Genomic DNA, 16,807 nt, shown 5'->3' with positions numbered 1-16,807 from the left:
ACTGCCCTGCGACGGCTCGTCCGAGAGGCACCGGAAGGGTGCTTTGGTGGACCTCCGTCGTCCGGCCGTAACTCACTGTGAGATTACGCAGAGTGATATGGATTGGTCAAGCTGAATGGGGCAGTCGTGCGAATGCCCGGACGCCGCCCCGCCTGCGGCGTCGCCGGGGGCGCATGATCGCCCTGGTAGGGTGGACGGCGGCCACCGCCACGCCCGGTGGGGGCCGTCCCAGAGACATCCTTTAAGGCCCGTCCGGTGAGGCGGGGAAGGAGGTCGGCTTCGGCATGACCACATCTGCCCGCAGTAATGAGAACAGCAGTAGTAGCAGCACTGCCAAGAACAGCCCGGGCAACGCCCGGCAGGTCCTGGACGAGAGCGACATCGCCCGTTCGCTGACCCGTATCGCCCACGAGATCGTGGAACGCGCCAAGGGCGCGGAGGACGTCGTCCTGCTCGGCATCCCCACCCGCGGCATCCTGCTGGCCCGCCGGCTGCACGCCAGGCTGGCGCAGATCACCGGCCGGGAGATCCCGTTCGGGACCCTGGACATCACCATGTACCGGGACGACCTGCGGCTGAAGCCGGCCCGCGCGCTGGAGCACACCGAGATCCCGCCCGGCGGCCTGGACGGCAAGCTGGTCGTGCTGGTCGACGACGTGCTGTTCTCCGGCCGTACCGTCCGCGCCGCCCTGGACGCCCTCGGCGACCTGGGCCGCCCCCGCGCCGTCCAGCTCGCGGTCCTGGTCGACCGCGGCCACCGGGAACTGCCGATCCGCGCCGACTACGTCGGCAAGAACCTGCCCACCTCGCTGCGCGAGGCCGTGAAGGTGAAGCTGGTCGAGGAGGACGGCCTGGACGCCGTGCTGATCGGCGACCGCGACGACTCCACCAGCAGCAGCGACGCCAACGGGAGCGCCCGATGAAGCGACACCTCGTCTCCACCGCCGACCTCACCCTCGACGACGCGCTGCTGATCCTGGACACCGCCGAGGAGATGGCCCAGGTCTCCACCCGTGCGGTGAAGAAGCTGCCGACGCTGCGCGGCCGCACCGTGGTCAACCTCTTCTTCGAGGACTCCACCCGGACCCGCACCTCCTTCGAGGTGGCCGAGAAGCGGCTGTCCGCCGACGTGATCAACTTCTCCGCCAAGGGCTCCTCGGTCTCCAAGGGCGAGACCCTCAAGGACACCGCGCTCACCCTGCAGGCCATGGGCGCCGACGCGGTGGTCATCCGGCACGGCGCCTCCGGCGCCCCGCAGCGGCTGGCCGAGTCGGACTGGCTGCACGGCAGCGTGGTCAACGCCGGCGACGGCACCCACGAGCACCCCACCCAGGCGCTGCTGGACGCCTTCACCATGCGCCGCCACCTCAACCCTGGCCTGGGCCGGGACCTGAACGGGCGCCGGATCACCATCGTCGGCGACGTGCTGCACAGCCGGGTGGCCCGCTCCAACGTGCACCTGCTGCACACCCTGGGCGCCGAGGTGACCCTGGTCGCCCCGCCGACGCTGGTGCCCTACGGCGTCGAGAGCTGGCCCTGCGCGGTCTCCTACGACCTGGACGCGGTGCTGCCCAAGAGCGACGCGGTGATGATGCTGCGGGTCCAGCGCGAGCGGATGAACGCCGCCTTCTTCCCCACCCAGCGCGAGTACTCGCTCCGCTACGGGCTGGACGCCAAGCGCGCCGCGGCCCTGCCCGAGCACGCCATCGTGATGCACCCGGGCCCGATGGTCCGCGGCATGGAGATCGCCTCGGAGATCGCCGACTCGGCCCGCTCCACCATCGTCGAGCAGGTCACCAACGGCGTCTCCATCCGGATGGCGGTCCTCTACCTCCTGCTCGGCGGCTCCGAGCCCGCGCTTTCCCCCGCACGCCCCGCCGAACCCCGCACCACCGAGGAGCACAGCAAGTGACCAGCTACCTGATCAAGAACGCCCGCGTCCTCGGCGGGGAGCCGCAGGATCTGCGCCTGAAGGACGGCGTGATCGCGGAGATCGGCACCGACCTCGCTGACGACGGCGCCACAGTGATCGACGCCGAGGGCCTGATCGCCCTGCCTGGCCTGGTCGACCTGCACACCCATCTGCGCGAGCCCGGCCGGGAGGACGCCGAGACCGTCCTCACCGGGACCCGCGCCGCGGCCAAGGGCGGCTTCACCGCCGTCCACGCGATGGCCAACACCTTCCCGGTGGCCGACACCGCCGGCGTGGTCGAGCAGGTCTGGCGGCTGGGCAAGGAGTCCGGCTACTGCGACGTGCAGCCGGTCGGCGCGGTCACCATCGGCCTGGAGGGCAAGCAGCTCGCCGAGCTGGGCACCATGGCCGACTCCGCCGCAGCCGTCCGGGTCTTCTCCGACGACGGCAAGTGCGTGGACGACGCCGTGATCATGCGCCGGGCGCTGGAGTACGTGAAGGCCTTCGGCGGCGTCATCGCCCAGCACGCCCAGGAGCCCCGGCTGACCGAGGGTGCCCAGATGAACGAGGGCACCGTCTCCGGCGAGCTGGGCCTGCGCGGCTGGCCGGCCGTGGCCGAGGAGTCGATCATCGCCAGGGACGTGCTGCTGGCGGCGCACGTCGGCTCGCGGCTGCACGTCTGCCACGTCTCCACGGCCGGCTCGGTGGAGATCATCCGCTGGGCCAAGTCCAAGGGCTGGGACGTCACCGCCGAGGTCACCCCGCACCACCTGCTGCTGACCGACGAGCTGGTCCGCTCCTACGACCCGGTCTACAAGGTCAACCCGCCGCTGCGCACCGAGGCCGACGTGCTGGCCCTGCGCGAGGCCCTGGCCGACGGCACCATCGACGCCGTCGCCACCGACCACGCCCCGCACCCGTCCGAGGACAAGGACTGCGAGTGGGCCGCGGCCGCGATGGGCATGGTCGGCCTGGAGACCGCGCTGTCCGTGGTGCAGCAGACCATGGTGGAGACCGGCCTGATGGGCTGGGCCGACGTCGCCGACCGGATGTCCCGCCGCCCCGCCGCCATCGGCGGTCTCACCGGGCAGGGCCGTCCCGTCTCGGTGGACGAACCGGCCAACCTCGTGCTGGTCGACCCCGCGTACCGTGGAGCGGTGAACCCCGACAGCTTCGCCACCCGCAGCCGCAACACCCCGTACCGAGGCCGTGACCTGCCCGGACGCGTCGTCGCCACCTTCCTCAGGGGCCGCGCGACCGTCCTGGACGGAGAGCTCGTATGAGCCCCGCGCTGAGTCTGGCCGAAGCTCCGCACTCCGCCCCGGTCACCCACGTGGGCGATCTGATCGGCTGGACGGTCGGGCTGCTGGTGGTGATCGGCCTGGTCTACTGGCTGATGCGGCAGGGCTGGAACTGGCGCAGGACGCAGCAGTCGGGCCTGCCCGCGCTGCCCGTCGCGCCGAAGGCGACCACCGAGTCGATCCTGGAACTGGAGGGCCGCTACTTCGGCTCCACCTCGGCCGGGAACTGGCTGGACCGGGTGGTGGCCCACCACCTGGGCGAGCGCAGCCTGGTGGAGCTGACCCTGCGGCCCGACGGGCTGGACGTGGTCCGTCCCGCCTCGGCGAGCTTCTTCATCCCGATCGCGGCGCTGCGCGCGGCCCGCACCGACAAGGGCATCGCCGGGAAGGTCGTCCCCGAGGGCGGTCTGCTGGTGGTCACCTGGGAGCACGGCGGCAAGCTGCTGGACTCCGGGTTCCGGGCCGACCACCCGGCCGAGCACGACAACTGGGTCACCGCCGTCGAGGTGCTGCTCAAGGCGCACGCGAAGGTGGCCGGGCAGCAGTCCGAAGTAAAGCCGGCCGAAGCACCGCAGGCCGAAGCACAGAAGGAAGGCGCATGATGACCGCACGTACGGAGAGGAAGCCGGCCGTCTACGTCCTGGAGGACGGACGGATCTTCCGCGGCCAGGCATACGGCGCCATCGGCGAGACCTTCGGCGAGGCCGTCTTCAACACCGGTATGACGGGCTATCAGGAGACCCTGACCGACCCGTCCTACCACCGCCAGGTGGTCGCCATGACGGCCCCGCAGATCGGCAACACCGGCGTCAACGACGAGGACCCGGAGTCGTCCAGGATCTGGGTGGCCGGCTACGTGGTCCGCGACCCCGCCCGGGTGCCCTCCAACTGGCGCTCGCAGCGCTCGCTGGACGAGGAGCTGGTCAAGCAGGGCATCGTCGGGATCAGCGGCATCGACACCCGCGCGCTCACCCGCCACCTGCGCGAGCGCGGAGCCATGCGCTGCGGCATCTTCTCCGGTCCGGCCGTCGCCGACGACGCCACCCTGCTGGAGCGGGTCCGCCGGGCGCCGCAGATGGAGGGCGCCGACCTGTGCGGCGAGGTCGCCACCGACGAGACCTATGTCGTCCCCGCCATAGGAACCAAGCGCTTCACCGTGGCCGCCCTGGACCTGGGTATCAAGGGGATGACCCCGCACCGGATGGCCGAGCGCGGCATCGAGGTGCATGTGCTGCCCGCCAACGCCACCGCCGAGGACGTCTACGCGGTCGCCCCCGACGGCGTGTTCTTCTCCAACGGCCCGGGCGACCCGGCCACCGCCGACGGCCAGGTCGCGGTGCTGCGCGAGGTGCTGGGCCGGAAGACCCCCTTCTTCGGCATCTGCTTCGGCAACCAACTGCTCGGCCGCGCCCTGGGCTTCGGCACCTACAAGCTCAAATACGGCCACCGCGGCATCAACCAGCCGGTGCAGGACCGCACCACCGGCAAGGTCGAGGTCACCGCGCACAACCACGGCTTCGCCGTGGACGCCCCGCTGGACCGGGTCAGCGACACCCCCTACGGGCGGGTAGAGGTTTCTCATGTCTGCCTCAACGACGATGTGGTCGAGGGCCTGCAGTGCCTGGACCAGCCCGCCTTCAGCGTCCAGTACCACCCGGAGGCGGCGGCCGGTCCGCACGACGCCGCCTACCTGTTCGACCGCTTCGTAGAGCTCATGGAGGGCCAGCGTGCCTAAGCGCACCGACATCCAGTCCGTCCTGGTCATCGGTTCCGGCCCGATCGTCATCGGCCAGGCGGCCGAGTTCGACTACTCCGGGACCCAGGCCTGCCGGGTACTCAAGGCCGAGGGCCTGCGGGTGATCCTGGTCAACTCCAACCCGGCCACGATCATGACCGACCCGGAGATCGCCGACGCCACCTACGTCGAGCCGATCACCCCCGAGTACGTCGAGAAGATCATCGCCAAGGAGCGCCCCGACGTCCTGCTGCCCACCCTGGGCGGCCAGACCGCGCTCAACACCGCCATCTCGCTGCACGCCGACGGCACCCTCGACAAGTACGGCGTCGAGCTCATCGGCGCCAACGTCGAGGCCATCAACAAGGGCGAGGACCGCCAGCTGTTCAAGGGCGTGGTCGAGGCGGTCAAGCAGAAGATCGGCTACGGCGAGTCCGCCCGCTCGGTCATCTGCCACTCGATGGAGGACGTCCTCGCCGGCGTCGAGACCCTCGGCGGCTACCCGGTCGTGGTCCGCCCCTCCTTCACCATGGGCGGCGCCGGCTCCGGCTTCGCCCACGACGAGGAGGACCTGCGCCGCATCGCCGGCCAGGGCCTGACCCTCTCGCCGACCACCGAGGTGCTCCTGGAGGAGTCCATCCTCGGCTGGAAGGAGTACGAGCTGGAGCTGATGCGCGACAAGAACGACAACGTCGTGGTCGTCTGCTCGATCGAGAACTTCGACCCGATGGGCGTGCACACCGGCGACTCCATCACCGTCGCCCCGGCGATGACCCTCACCGACCGCGAGTACCAGCGGCTGCGCGACATCGGCATCGCCATCATCCGCGAGGTCGGCGTCGACACCGGCGGCTGCAACATCCAGTTCGCGATCAACCCCGACGACGGCCGGGTCATCGTCATCGAGATGAACCCGCGGGTCTCCCGCTCCTCGGCGCTGGCCTCCAAGGCGACCGGCTTCCCGATCGCCAAGATCGCCGCCAAGCTCGCGGTCGGCTACACCCTGGACGAGATCCCCAACGACATCACCGAGAAGACCCCGGCCTCCTTCGAGCCGACGCTCGACTACGTCGTGGTGAAGGTGCCCCGGTTCGCCTTCGAGAAGTTCCCCTCGGCCGACGCCACCCTCACCACCACCATGAAGTCGGTGGGCGAGGCCATGGCCCTGGGCCGCAACTTCCCCGAGGCGCTGAACAAGGCGCTGCGCTCGCTGGAGAAGAAGGGCTCGCAGTTCAACTTCGTCGGCGCACCGGGGGAGAAGGACGAGCTGCTGGCGAAGGCGCGGATCCCCACCGACGGCCGGATCAACACCGTCATGGACGCCATCCGCGCCGGTGCCACCCAGCGCGAGGTGTTCGACGCCACCAGGATCGACCCCTGGTTCGTGGACCAGCTCTTCCTGATCCACGAGATCGCCGAGGAACTGGCCGGGGCCGAGCGGCTCGACCCCGAACTGCTGCGCCACGCCAAGCGGCACGGCTTCTCCGACCTGCAGATCGGCGAGATCCGCGGCCTGAGCTCGGACGTGGTCCGCGAGGTCCGGCACGCGCTGGGCATCCGCCCGGTGTTCAAGACCGTGGACACCTGCGCCGCCGAGTTCGCCGCCAAGACGCCGTACTTCTACTCCTCCTACGACGAGGAGAGCGAGGTCGCCCCGCGCACCAAGCCGGCCGTGCTGATCCTCGGCTCCGGCCCCAACCGCATCGGCCAGGGCATCGAGTTCGACTACTCCTGCGTCCACGCCTCCTTCGCCCTCAGCGACGCCGGCTACGAGACCGTGATGGTCAACTGCAACCCGGAGACCGTCTCCACCGACTACGACACCTCCGACCGGCTCTACTTCGAGCCGCTCACCCTGGAGGACGTGCTGGAGATCGTCCACGCGGAGACCCAGGCCGGGCCGGTCGCGGGCGTCATCGTGCAGCTCGGCGGGCAGACCCCGCTGGGGCTGGCGCAGGCGCTCAAGGACAACGGGGTCCCCATCGTCGGCACCCAGCCCGAGGCCATCGACCTGGCCGAGGAGCGCGGCGCCTTCGGCCGCGTCCTGCGGGACGCCGGCCTTCCGGCGCCCAAGCACGGCACCGCCTTCTCCTTCGAGGAGGCCAAGGCCATCGCCGACGAGATCGGCTACCCGGTGCTGGCCCGCCCGTCGTACGTGCTGGGCGGCCGCGGCATGGAGATCGTCTACGACGAGCCCTCGCTGGCCGACTACCTGAAGCGCCACGCCGGGCTGATCTCCGAGCACCCGGTGCTGATCGACCGCTTCCTGGACGACGCCATCGAGATCGACGTCGACGCCCTGTTCGACGGCGAGGAGCTCTACCTCGGCGGCGTGATGGAGCACATCGAGGAGGCCGGCATCCACTCCGGCGACTCCGCCTGCGCGCTGCCGCCGATCACCCTGGGCGGCTTCGACATCAAGCGGCTGCGGGCCTCGACCGAGGCCATCGCCCGGGGCGTGGGCGTGCGCGGGCTGATCAACATCCAGTTCGCCATGGCCGGGGACATCCTCTACGTGCTGGAGGCCAACCCGCGCGCCTCCCGGACCGTGCCGTTCACCTCCAAGGCGACGGCGGTGCCGCTGGCCAAGGCCGCGGCCCGGATCTCGCTCGGCGCGACCATCGCCGGCCTGCGCGACGAGGGCATGCTGCCCAAGGAGGGCGACGGCGGCACGCTGCCGATCGACTCCCCGATCGCGGTCAAGGAGGCAGTGATGCCCTGGAGCCGCTTCCGCGACATCCACGGCCGCGGCGTCGACACCGTCCTCGGCCCGGAGATGCGCTCCACCGGCGAGGTGATGGGCATCGACACCACCTTCGGCACCGCCTACGCCAAGTCGCAGGCGGGCGCGTACGGCGCGCTGCCGACCAAGGGGCGGGTCTTCGTCTCGGTCGCCAACCGCGACAAGCGCAACCTGGTCTTCCCGGCCCGGGCGCTGGTCGGCCTGGGCTTCGAGGTGCTGGCCACCTCCGGCACCGCGGAGATCCTGCGCCGCAACGGGATCGACGCGACGGTGGTGCGCAAGCACAGCGAAGGTCCTGGGGCGGACGGCGAGCGCACCATCGTGCAGCTGATCCACGACGGCGAGGTCGACCTCATCATCAACACCCCGTACGGGACCGGCAGCAGGCTCGACGGCTACGAGATCCGCACGGCTGCGGTCGCGCGGTCGGTGCCGTGCCTGACGACGGTTCAGGCGATGGGCGCGGCGGTCCAGGGCATCGACTCCCTGCTCCGCGGCGACATCACCGTCCGTTCCCTCCAGGAACACGCCGCCCAGCTGAACGCTTCGCGCTGACATCAGCCATTGAGGGGCGCGGGGAACTGCGCTGCCAACCAGGCACCTTCGTAGAGGGCTGGTCGCGCAGTTCCCCGCGCCCCTGAAGAGACAAGGTCTGTTGCTTTGTACCGGTTGTTCTTCAACCTCGTCTTCAAGCGGCTCGATCCCGAGAAGGCGCATCACATGGCGTTCTTCTGGATCCGCCTGGCCTCCTCTGTTCCGGGCCTCCGCACGCTGGTGGGCAAGATCCTCGCTCCACAGGACCCCGCGCTGCGGATAAAGGCCCTGGGGCTGGACCTGCCCGGTCCGTTCGGGCTCGCCGCCGGGTTCGACAAGAACGCGGTGGGGATCGACGGACTGTCGATGCTCGGCTTCGACTACGTGGAGATCGGGACGGTCACCGCCCAGCCGCAGCCGGGCAACCCCGCGCCCCGGCTGTTCCGTCTGATCGACGACCGCGCGCTGGTCAACCGGATGGGGTTCAACAATGAGGGCTCCGCCGCCGTCGCGGCCCGGCTCGCGGCCCGGCCGCTCCGCTCCAAGGCGGTCGTCGGCGTCAACATCGGCAAGACCAAGGTGGTGCCGGAGGCCGAGGCCGTCGCGGACTACGTCACCAGCACCGAGCGGCTGGCCCGGCACGCCGACTACTTCGTTGTCAACGTCAGCTCGCCCAACACACCCGGGCTGCGCAACCTGCAAGCGGTGGACCAGCTCCGGCCGCTGCTCACCGCGGTACGCCAGACCCTGGACGCCAAGTCCCCGCAGGGGCACATCCCGCTCCTCGTCAAGATCGCGCCCGACCTCGCCGACGCCGACATCGACGACGTCGCCGACCTCGCGCTGGAGCTCGGTCTGGACGGCATCATCGCCACCAACACCACCATCGGCCGCGAGGGCCTGCGCACTGACCCCGCCAAGGTCGAGGCGGCCGGAGCCGGCGGCCTGTCCGGTGCGCCGCTCAAGGCGCGCTCGCTGGAGGTGCTGCGCCGGCTGTACGCCCGTACCGGGGACCGGCTGACGCTGGTGTCCGTCGGCGGGATCGAGACCGCCGACGACGCCTGGGAGCGGATCACCGCCGGAGCCACGCTGATCCAGGGCTACAGTGCCTTCATCTACGAAGGACCCTTCTGGTGCCGCAAGCTGCACCGGGGCCTGGCAGCACGACTCCGCGCAAGTGGACATGCCACTCTGAGCGAAGCAGTCGGCGCGTCCAACGGAAGGTGATCGCATGGCGCACCCCCTCCAGATCCGGGCGGAGGTCCTCGGCATCACACCGGTCGGGGCCTGGCGGCAGGTGCTGCTGCACGCCCCCGGTGTCGCGTCACGGGTGCGCCCCGGACATTTCGCCGCGCTGGCGGTGGGCGGGTCGGAGTCGTCCATGCTGCTGCGGCGGGCCTTCTGGATCCACCGGGCCGACCCCGCGGCCGAGACCGTCTCGCTGGTGGTCGCCGAACGCGGCCGGGGCACCAGGGAGCTGCTGCGCACCCGGGTCGGTGCGGCGGTCGACCTGGTCGCGCCGCTGGGGACGGCCTTCCCGCAGCCGGCCGGGCCGATGACGGCGCTGTTCGTGGGCGCGGGCTACGGCAGCGCGCCGCTGTTCCCGCTGGCCGAGCAGATCGCGGCGCAGGGCGGGGGAGTCGGCTTCATCCTCGGCGCCGGTACCGCGGACCAGCTCTTCGGCGTCGACGCGGCCCGTGCGCTCACCCCGGACGTGCTGGTCACCACCAACGACGGCTCGGCCGGCATAAAGGGCCGGGTGATCCTGCCGCTGGCGGAGGCGATCAAGGCGATCGGGGCTGAGGCGGTCTACTGCTGCGGTCCCAGGGCCATGCTGCGGGCGGTCACCGAGGTGGCCACGGCCGAGGGGGCGCGCTGCTTCTGCGCCGTCGAGGAGGACATGGCCTGCGGGGTCGGGGTGTGCAACACCTGCGTGCTGCCGGTGGTCGGCGAGGACGGGGTCAGCCGCTTCGTCCGCTCCTGCGTCGACGGGCCCTGCTTCGACGGCACCCGGGTCCGCTGGGACGACATCGGTACGATCCCCGCGGACCTGGACGGTGCCGCTGCGATGGGAGTGCACTGAAGGTGGAAGCCCACGACGTCGACCTCACCGCGCCGTTCGGCAACGGCACCCTGCCCAATCCGGTGACCACGGCCTCCGGCTGCGCCGGCTACGGCCGGGAGCTGGCCCGGTTCCAGCCGCTGGTGGAGCTGGGATCGATCACCACCAAGACGATCATGCCGTATCCGCGGGCCGGGCAGCCGACGCCGCGGATGGCGGAGACGCCGAGCGGGATGCTCAACTCGGTCGGCCTGCCGGGCGCGGGCATCGGGTACTTCGTCGAGCACGAGCTGCCCTGGCTGGCCGAGCGCGGCGCGCGGGTGCTGGTCTCGATCGCGGGGGAGCGGGTCGAGGAGTTCGCCGAGACGGCGCAGGCGCTGAACGGCCGGCCCGGGGTGGTCGGCATCGAGGCCAACCTCTGCTGCCCCAACGTCGCCAACCGCGGCCTGGTCTTCGGCGGCAACCCGGCCACCTCGTACGACGTGATGGCGGCGGTCCGCGAGGTGGTCGACCCGGCGCTGCCGGTCTACGCCAAGCTCACGCCGGACGTCACCTCCATCACCGAGATCGCCGCGGCCTGCGTCCGGGCCGGCGCCGACGGCCTGTCGATGATCAACACCCTGCTGGGCATGGCCATCGACACCACCACCATGCGCCCGGTGCTGGCGGGGCTGAGCGGCGGCCTGTCCGGTCCTGCGGTCCGCCCGGTGGCGGTGCGCTGCGTCTACCAGGTGCACGCCGCGATGCGGGCCGGGACCATGCCGGTAGTGCCGATCTTCGGCATGGGCGGTATCAGGACCGGTCTGGACGCCCTGGAGTTCGTCCTGGCGGGCGCCTCCGGCATAGCGGTCGGCACCACCGTCTTCAACGACCCCTCGGCCCCGCTGCGGGTCCTCACCGAGCTGCGCCAGGCGCTGGCCGAACGCGGGTTCGCCAAGTTCACCGACGCCATCGGCTTCGCCCACCACCACCAAGGAGTTCAGCCATGACACCCCCGTTCGGCACCCGTCTGCGCCAGGCCATGGACAAGCGTGGCCCGCTCTGCGTGGGCATCGACCCGCACGCGGCGCTGCTGGAGGCGTGGGGGCTGGGCGACGACGTCGCCGGCCTGGAGCGGTTCTCGCGGACGGTGGTGGAGGCGCTGGCGGGCGAGGTGGCCGTGCTCAAGCCGCAGAGCGCCTTCTTCGAGCGCTTCGGCAGCAGGGGCATCGCGGTGCTGGAGCAGACCGTCGCGGACGCCCGGTCGGCGGGTGCGCTGGTGCTGATGGACGCCAAGCGCGGCGACATCGGCTCGACCATGGCCGCGTACGCGGACGCCTTCCTGGCACCGACCAGCCCGCTGTTCTCCGACGCGGTGACGGTCTCGCCCTATCTGGGCTTCGGCTCGCTGCGGCCGGCCGTCGACGCGGCGCGGGCGAGCGGTTCCGGCCTCTTCGCGCTGGCGCTGACCTCCAACCCGGAGGGGCACGAGGTGCAGCGCGCGGTGGGGGAGGACGGCCTCACGGTCGCGCAGTCGGTGCTGCGGCAGCTCGCCGCGGAGAACGCCGACGCGAGCCCGCTGGGCAGCTTCGGCGCGGTCGTCGGCGCCACCCTCAGGGACATCGGGGAGGACCTGGAGATCAACGGCGCGCTGCTGGCCCCCGGGGTCGGCGCCCAGGGCGCGACCCCGGCGGACATCCCCGCGGTCTTCGGCGCGGCGGCGGCCAATGTGCTGCCGAGCGTCAGCCGCGACGTACTGAAGCACGGCCCCTCGGTCGCGGCGCTGCGCGAGGTGTCTGCTCGTTTTGTGGACGAGGTGCGTAGCGCGATCGGCTGACGGCCCGCCGGATCGCTCGTTCGTGTGATGCTTTCGTGAACACCTTGTGTGCTCCTGATCAGCGGATTTGATCCGAGCAGGGGCCTCGGTGGCGGGGTGGGCCGACGAGTCGGGTCGCCACCCCTCGAAAACCGGGGGATATGTCCGGAAAAGTCCTGCCCGAGCGAGGCTGACCAGGACTTTTCTGTGCTTTTTCCTGACGTGGACCGCGCAGAGGGGTAGTGTCCGGCGGTAAGTCCACTGAGGGGCGTGTTCCACGTTGCTCTTGCAGGTCAGAGCTACTAGGTTCCTCAGCGGCTGACAACCAGTCCTGTCCTATTCGTTCGAATCACTGAGGTGAACGGCGTGGCACTTCCGCCCCTTACCCCTGAGCAGCGCACCGCTGCGCTCGCCAAGGCAGCTGAGGCTCGCCGGGAGCGCGCCGAGATCAAGAACCGGCTCAAGCACAGCGGCGCTTCGCTCCACGAGGTCATCAAGGCCGGCCAGGAGAACGACGTCATCGGCAAGATGAAGGTCAGTGCTCTCCTGGAGTCGCTCCCGGGCGTCGGCAAGGTCCGGGCCAAGCAGATCATGGAGCGGCTCGGCATCTCCGAGAGCCGTCGCGTGCGCGGTCTCGGTACCAACCAGATCGCTTCCCTGGAGCGCGAGTTCGGCGGCGCTCCGGCCTGATCCGTGCCGATGGTTCGAGAACCGTCCCGGTTCCTGGATAATCGGTACATGAGTGAACGTCCGCGGCTGACCGTGCTCTCCGGCCCCTCAGGGGTCGGCAAGAGCACGGTCGTCAGCTTTATGCGAGCAAAGCACCCCGAAGTATGGCTCTCCGTGTCCGCGACCACCCGCAAGCCGCGGCCGGGCGAGAAGCACGGTGTGCAGTACTACTTCGTCGACGAGGACGAGTTCGCCAAGATGGTGGCCAACGGCGAGCTGCTGGAGTGGGCGGTGTTCGCCGGCAACCACTACGGCACGCCCCGCAAGCCCGTCCTGGACAAGCTGGAGCGCGGCGAGCCGGTGCTGCTGGAGATCGATCTCCAGGGCGCCCGCCAGGTGCGCGAGTCCATGCCCGAGGCCCAGTCCGTCTTCCTGGCCCCGCCCTCCTGGGAGGAGCTGGTCCGCCGCCTCACCGGCCGCGGCACCGAGCCGCAGGAGGTCATCGACGAACGGCTGCGCAGCGCCAAGGTGGAACTCGCCGCCGAAAGCGAATTCGACACCACTCTGGTCAACCACTCGGTCGAGGGTGTAGCGGCAGAACTGCTAGCCTTGCTCAACGTAGTCTGATCATTTTCTCCGGAAGGTTCCCGCGTGTCCTCTTCGATGACAGCGCCCGAAGGCATCATCAACCCGCCGATCGATGAGCTGCTCGAGGCCACCGACTCCAAGTACAGCCTGGTGATCTACGCGGCCAAGCGCGCGCGTCAGATCAACGCCTACTACTCGCAGCTCGGCGAGGGCCTGCTGGAGTACGTCGGCCCGCTGGTCGACACCCACGTCCACGAGAAGCCGCTGTCGATCGCGCTGCGCGAGATCAACGCCGGCATGCTGACCGCCGAGGCGATCGACGCCCAGTAGGCGGCGCACCTCGCACAGCAGCGTCCTGCCGCGGCCCGTAGCATGCTCGGGCCGCGGCTTTTGCGTGCCCGCGCAACGGATTGAGCAGGGAGTGGTCCACGAGTGAACGTCGTCCTGGGTGTCAGCGGGGGCATCGCCGCCTACAAGGCGTGCGAGCTGCTGCGGCGCTTCTCGGAGTCCGGCCATGACGTGCGGGTGGTGCCGACCGCGTCCGCGCTGCACTTCGTCGGCGCCGCGACCTGGTCGGCACTGTCGGGCAAGCCGGTCGCCACCGAGGTCTGGGAGGGCGTGCACGAGGTCCCGCACGTGCGGATCGGGCAGCACGCCGACCTACTGGTGATCGCCCCGGCGACGGCCGACATCATGGCCAAGGCCGCCCACGGCATCGCCGACGACCTGCTCACCAACACCCTGCTGACGGCCCGCTGCCCGGTGGTCTTCGCCCCGGCGATGCACACCGAGATGTGGGAGCACCCGGCCACCCAGGAGAACGTCGCCACGCTGCGCCGCCGCGGCGCGGTGGTGATCGAGCCCGCCGTTGGCCGGCTGACCGGCGTGGACACCGGCAAGGGCCGCTTCCCCGACCCGGACGCGATCTTCGAGCTGTGCCGGCGGGTGCTGACCCGCGGTGCGGACGCCGGCCAGGCCGACCTGGCCGGCCGTCATCTGGTGGTCTCCGCCGGGGGCACCCGCGAGCCGTTGGACCCGGTGCGCTTCCTGGGCAACCTCTCCACCGGACGCCAGGGCTACGCGCTGGCCGCGGTCGCCGCCGCCCGCGGGGCCCGGGTCACCCTGGTCGCGGCCAACACCGACCTGCCGGACCCGGCCGGGGTGGACCTGGTCCGGGTCGGCACCGCGGCGGAGTTGCGGGAGGCGGTGCTGGCCGCCGCGGCCGACGCGGACGCGGTGGTGATGGCGGCCGCGGTGGCCGACTTCCGGCCGGCTCATTACAAGCATGTGAAGATCAAGAAGGTGGAGGGCGAGCTGCCCGCGCCGGTGGAGCTGGTGCGCAACCCCGACGTGCTGGCCGAGATCTCGCAGCAGCGGCAGGCCCCGGGCCAGGTCGTGGTGGGTTTCGCGGCCGAGACCGACGACGTGCTCGCCAACGGCCGGGCCAAGCTGGCCCGCAAGGGCTGTGACCTGCTGGTGGTCAACGAGGTGGGCGGGGGCCGGGCCTTCGGCAGCGCCGACAACGAGGCGGTCATCCTTTCGAGGGACGGCTCGGAGACGGCCGTGCCCTTCGGACCCAAGGCGGCACTGGCCGATCTGCTGTGGGACCTGGTCGCGGAGCGGCTCCGCTGAGCCCGTCCGGCCAGCAGAAACGACCCTGTGCGGATCCAAAGAATGAGACCCTGTGAGTCAGATGCGGGAACCTTTGGTTACACTCCCCGCAGTAGTCCTCCATAAGTCTTTCCGGACCGGCGGGGTTCCCACCAATCCGCCGGTTCAGTCAGCAGCCGCTGCAACTCAGGGAGCGCTGTGTCTCGCCGCCTGTTCACTTCGGAGTCCGTGACCGAGGGTCACCCCGACAAGATCGCTGACCAGATCAGCGACACCATTCTCGACGCCCTCCTCAAGGACGACCCCACCTCGCGGGTCGCCGTGGAGACGCTGATCACCACCGGCCAGGTCCACGTCGCCGGTGAGGTCACCACCAAGGCCTACGCGCCGATCGCGCAGCTGGTCCGGGAGAAGATCCTGGAGATCGGCTATGACTCGTCCAAGAAGGGCTTCGACGGCGCCTCCTGCGGCGTGTCGGTGTCCATCGGCGCCCAGTCGCCCGACATCGCCCAGGGCGTCGACGACGCCTACGAGAACCGCGTCGAGGGCGACGACGACGAGCTCGACAAGCAGGGTGCCGGCGACCAGGGCCTGATGTTCGGGTACGCGTGCGACGACACGCCCGAGCTGATGCCGCTGCCGATCACCCTGGCGCACCGCCTGGCCAAGCGCCTGTCCGAGGTGCGCAAGAACGGGACCATCCCGTACCTGCGCCCCGACGGCAAGACCCAGGTCACCATCGAGTACGACGGCGACACGGCCGTGCGCCTGGACACCGTGGTGGTCTCCTCGCAGCACGCGTCCGACATCGACCTGGACTCGCTGCTCGCCCCCGACATCCGCGAGTTCGTGGTGGAGCCGGAGCTGAAGGCGCTGGCCGACGAGGGCATCACCCTGGTCACCGAGGGCTACCGGCTGCTGGTGAACCCGACCGGCCGCTTCGAGATCGGCGGCCCGATGGGCGACGCCGGCCTGACCGGCCGCAAGATCATCATCGACACCTACGGCGGCATGGCCCGTCACGGTGGCGGCGCGTTCTCCGGCAAGGACCCGTCCAAGGTCGACCGCTCCGCCGCGTACGCGATGCGCTGGGTCGCCAAGAACATCGTCGCCGCGGGCCTGGCCCGGCGCGCCGAGGTCCAGGTCGCCTACGCGATCGGCAAGGCCGAGCCGGTGGGTCTGTTCGTGGAGACCTTCGGCACCGAGACCGCCCCGGTGCTGAAGATCCAGGAAGCCGTCACCCAGGTCTTCGACCTGCGTCCGGCCGCGATCATCCGCGACCTGGACCTGCTGCGCCCGATCTACTCCCAGACCGCCGCCTACGGCCACTTCGGCCGTGAGCTGCCGGACTTCACCTGGGAGCGCACCGACCGCGCCGAGGCGCTGAAGCGCGCTGTCGAGGCCTGACAGCAGCCCAGAACGGCCGACGGCCCCTCCGGATCGCTCCGGAGGGGCCGTCGCCGTCCGCCGCGCGGTCCAGGGAGCGTCAGCCGAGCGGGCTGATCACGGCGGCGGTTCCGTAGGCGCAGATCTCGGCGCCGTTGCCGCCGGCCTCAGTGACGTCGAAGCGCATGGCCAGCACCGCGTTGGCACCGCGCGACCTGGCCTGCTCCACCAGCCGGTCCATGGCCTGGTTGCGGCTCTCCACCAGGGTCTTGGTGAGCCCGCGCAGCTCGCCGCCGGCCAGCGACTTGAAGCCGGCGCCGATCTGGCTGCCGATGTTGCGGGAGCGGACGGTGAGGCCGAACACCTCGCCGATCACCCGGTCCACCCGGTGGCCGGGAACGTCGTTGGTGGTGACCACCAGGACCTCGGTGCTGTGCTGGCCCCCGCCGAAATCATCGAGATTCGTCATGA

Annotated in this window: 16 protein-coding genes; 15 read left to right on the top strand and 1 reads right to left on the bottom strand. The window is 70.6% G+C overall.

Annotated features, from left to right (window positions below):
* Positions 1-284: 284 nt before the first annotated feature.
* The 15 genes from pyrR to metK all read left to right on the top strand — a co-directional run bounded on the left by pyrR (position 285) and on the right by metK (position 16,357).
* The gene (gene pyrR, locus ABUW04_RS17220; protein WP_051724794.1) at positions 285-923 is read left to right on the top strand and encodes a bifunctional pyr operon transcriptional regulator/uracil phosphoribosyltransferase PyrR; all 639 of its coding nucleotides are present in this window, start codon (positions 285-287) and stop codon (positions 921-923) included.
* A complete protein-coding gene (locus ABUW04_RS17215; RefSeq protein WP_380565595.1) occupies positions 920-1,912 on the top strand; it encodes an aspartate carbamoyltransferase catalytic subunit in 993 nt (330 codons plus the stop codon). Before pyrR ends, ABUW04_RS17215 begins: the two co-directional genes overlap by 4 nt.
* Positions 1,909-3,195, top strand: a complete 1,287-nt coding sequence (locus ABUW04_RS17210) for a dihydroorotase (protein ID WP_380565594.1) — start codon at positions 1,909-1,911, stop codon at positions 3,193-3,195. The genes ABUW04_RS17215 and ABUW04_RS17210 overlap by 4 nt, the downstream gene beginning before the upstream one ends.
* Entirely contained in the window at positions 3,192-3,815 is a 624-nt protein-coding gene (locus ABUW04_RS17205; RefSeq protein WP_380565593.1) for a PH-like domain-containing protein, read from the top strand. Before ABUW04_RS17210 ends, ABUW04_RS17205 begins: the two co-directional genes overlap by 4 nt.
* The gene (carA, locus tag ABUW04_RS17200; protein WP_380565592.1) at positions 3,812-4,948 is read left to right on the top strand and encodes a glutamine-hydrolyzing carbamoyl-phosphate synthase small subunit; all 1,137 of its coding nucleotides are present in this window, start codon (positions 3,812-3,814) and stop codon (positions 4,946-4,948) included. Before ABUW04_RS17205 ends, carA begins: the two co-directional genes overlap by 4 nt.
* Entirely contained in the window at positions 4,941-8,246 is a 3,306-nt protein-coding gene (carB, locus tag ABUW04_RS17195; protein ID WP_380565591.1) for a carbamoyl-phosphate synthase large subunit, read from the top strand. Before carA ends, carB begins: the two co-directional genes overlap by 8 nt.
* A gap of 105 nt (positions 8,247-8,351) precedes the next feature.
* Positions 8,352-9,452 (top strand): quinone-dependent dihydroorotate dehydrogenase, encoded by a 1,101-nt coding sequence (locus ABUW04_RS17190; protein ID WP_380565590.1) that lies wholly within the window; start codon positions 8,352-8,354, stop codon positions 9,450-9,452.
* Positions 9,453-9,456: 4 nt separating this feature from the next.
* Positions 9,457-10,308 (top strand): dihydroorotate dehydrogenase electron transfer subunit, encoded by an 852-nt coding sequence (locus ABUW04_RS17185; RefSeq protein ID WP_030248823.1) that lies wholly within the window; start codon positions 9,457-9,459, stop codon positions 10,306-10,308.
* A 2-nt stretch (positions 10,309-10,310) separates the two neighbouring features.
* Positions 10,311-11,276: a dihydroorotate dehydrogenase gene (locus ABUW04_RS17180; RefSeq protein WP_030248825.1), complete on the top strand. Its 966-nt coding sequence runs from the start codon at positions 10,311-10,313 to the stop codon at positions 11,274-11,276.
* Positions 11,273-12,103 (top strand): orotidine-5'-phosphate decarboxylase, encoded by an 831-nt coding sequence (gene pyrF / locus ABUW04_RS17175; RefSeq protein ID WP_380565589.1) that lies wholly within the window; start codon positions 11,273-11,275, stop codon positions 12,101-12,103. The genes ABUW04_RS17180 and pyrF overlap by 4 nt, the downstream gene beginning before the upstream one ends.
* Before the next feature lie 345 nt (positions 12,104-12,448).
* Positions 12,449-12,772 (top strand): integration host factor, encoded by a 324-nt coding sequence (locus ABUW04_RS17170; protein WP_030248828.1) that lies wholly within the window; start codon positions 12,449-12,451, stop codon positions 12,770-12,772.
* 48 nt (positions 12,773-12,820) lie between these two features.
* Positions 12,821-13,378, top strand: coding sequence for a guanylate kinase (gene gmk, locus ABUW04_RS17165; protein WP_030248830.1), 558 nt, complete (start codon positions 12,821-12,823; stop codon positions 13,376-13,378).
* Positions 13,379-13,402: 24 nt separating this feature from the next.
* Positions 13,403-13,669 (top strand): DNA-directed RNA polymerase subunit omega, encoded by a 267-nt coding sequence (rpoZ, locus tag ABUW04_RS17160; RefSeq protein ID WP_030248832.1) that lies wholly within the window; start codon positions 13,403-13,405, stop codon positions 13,667-13,669.
* 102 nt (positions 13,670-13,771) lie between these two features.
* Positions 13,772-14,971 carry a bifunctional phosphopantothenoylcysteine decarboxylase/phosphopantothenate--cysteine ligase CoaBC gene (gene coaBC, locus ABUW04_RS17155; RefSeq protein WP_380565588.1) on the top strand — a complete coding sequence of 400 codons (1,200 nt, stop codon included), beginning with the start codon at positions 13,772-13,774 and terminating at the stop codon, positions 14,969-14,971.
* 177 nt (positions 14,972-15,148) lie between these two features.
* Positions 15,149-16,357, top strand: coding sequence for a methionine adenosyltransferase (metK, locus tag ABUW04_RS17150; RefSeq protein WP_380565587.1), 1,209 nt, complete (start codon positions 15,149-15,151; stop codon positions 16,355-16,357).
* 79 nt (positions 16,358-16,436) lie between these two features.
* Here metK and ABUW04_RS17145 read toward each other — a convergent pair whose 3' ends face one another.
* Positions 16,437-16,805 (bottom strand): YbjQ family protein, encoded by a 369-nt coding sequence (locus ABUW04_RS17145; protein ID WP_030248836.1) that lies wholly within the window; start codon positions 16,803-16,805, stop codon positions 16,437-16,439.
* Positions 16,806-16,807: the final 2 nt, after the last annotated feature.

It is taken from the genome of Streptacidiphilus jeojiensis (assembly GCF_042510965.1).
Lineage (GTDB): Bacteria > Actinomycetota > Actinomycetes > Streptomycetales > Streptomycetaceae > Streptacidiphilus > Streptacidiphilus jeojiensis.
Note: the sequence above shows the minus strand (reverse complement) of the source record. Positions and strands in the feature narration are given on the sequence as shown.

Bases quoted from the DNA above. Each gene is read 5' to 3' on its own strand.
- pyrR (WP_051724794.1), top strand. From the start codon at position 285: ATGACCACATCTGCCCGCAGTAATGAGAACAGCAGTAGTAGCAGCACT.
- ABUW04_RS17215 (WP_380565595.1), top strand. From the start codon at position 920: ATGAAGCGACACCTCGTCTCCACCGCCGACCTCACCCTCGACGACGCG.
- ABUW04_RS17205 (WP_380565593.1), top strand. From the start codon at position 3,192: ATGAGCCCCGCGCTGAGTCTGGCCGAAGCTCCGCACTCCGCCCCGGTC.
- carA (WP_380565592.1), top strand. From the start codon at position 3,812: ATGATGACCGCACGTACGGAGAGGAAGCCGGCCGTCTACGTCCTGGAG.
- ABUW04_RS17185 (WP_030248823.1), top strand. From the start codon at position 9,457: ATGGCGCACCCCCTCCAGATCCGGGCGGAGGTCCTCGGCATCACACCG.
- pyrF (WP_380565589.1), top strand. From the start codon at position 11,273: ATGACACCCCCGTTCGGCACCCGTCTGCGCCAGGCCATGGACAAGCGT.
- gmk (WP_030248830.1), top strand. From the start codon at position 12,821: ATGAGTGAACGTCCGCGGCTGACCGTGCTCTCCGGCCCCTCAGGGGTC.
- ABUW04_RS17145 (WP_030248836.1), bottom strand. From the start codon at position 16,805: ATGACGAATCTCGATGATTTCGGCGGGGGCCAGCACAGCACCGAGGTC.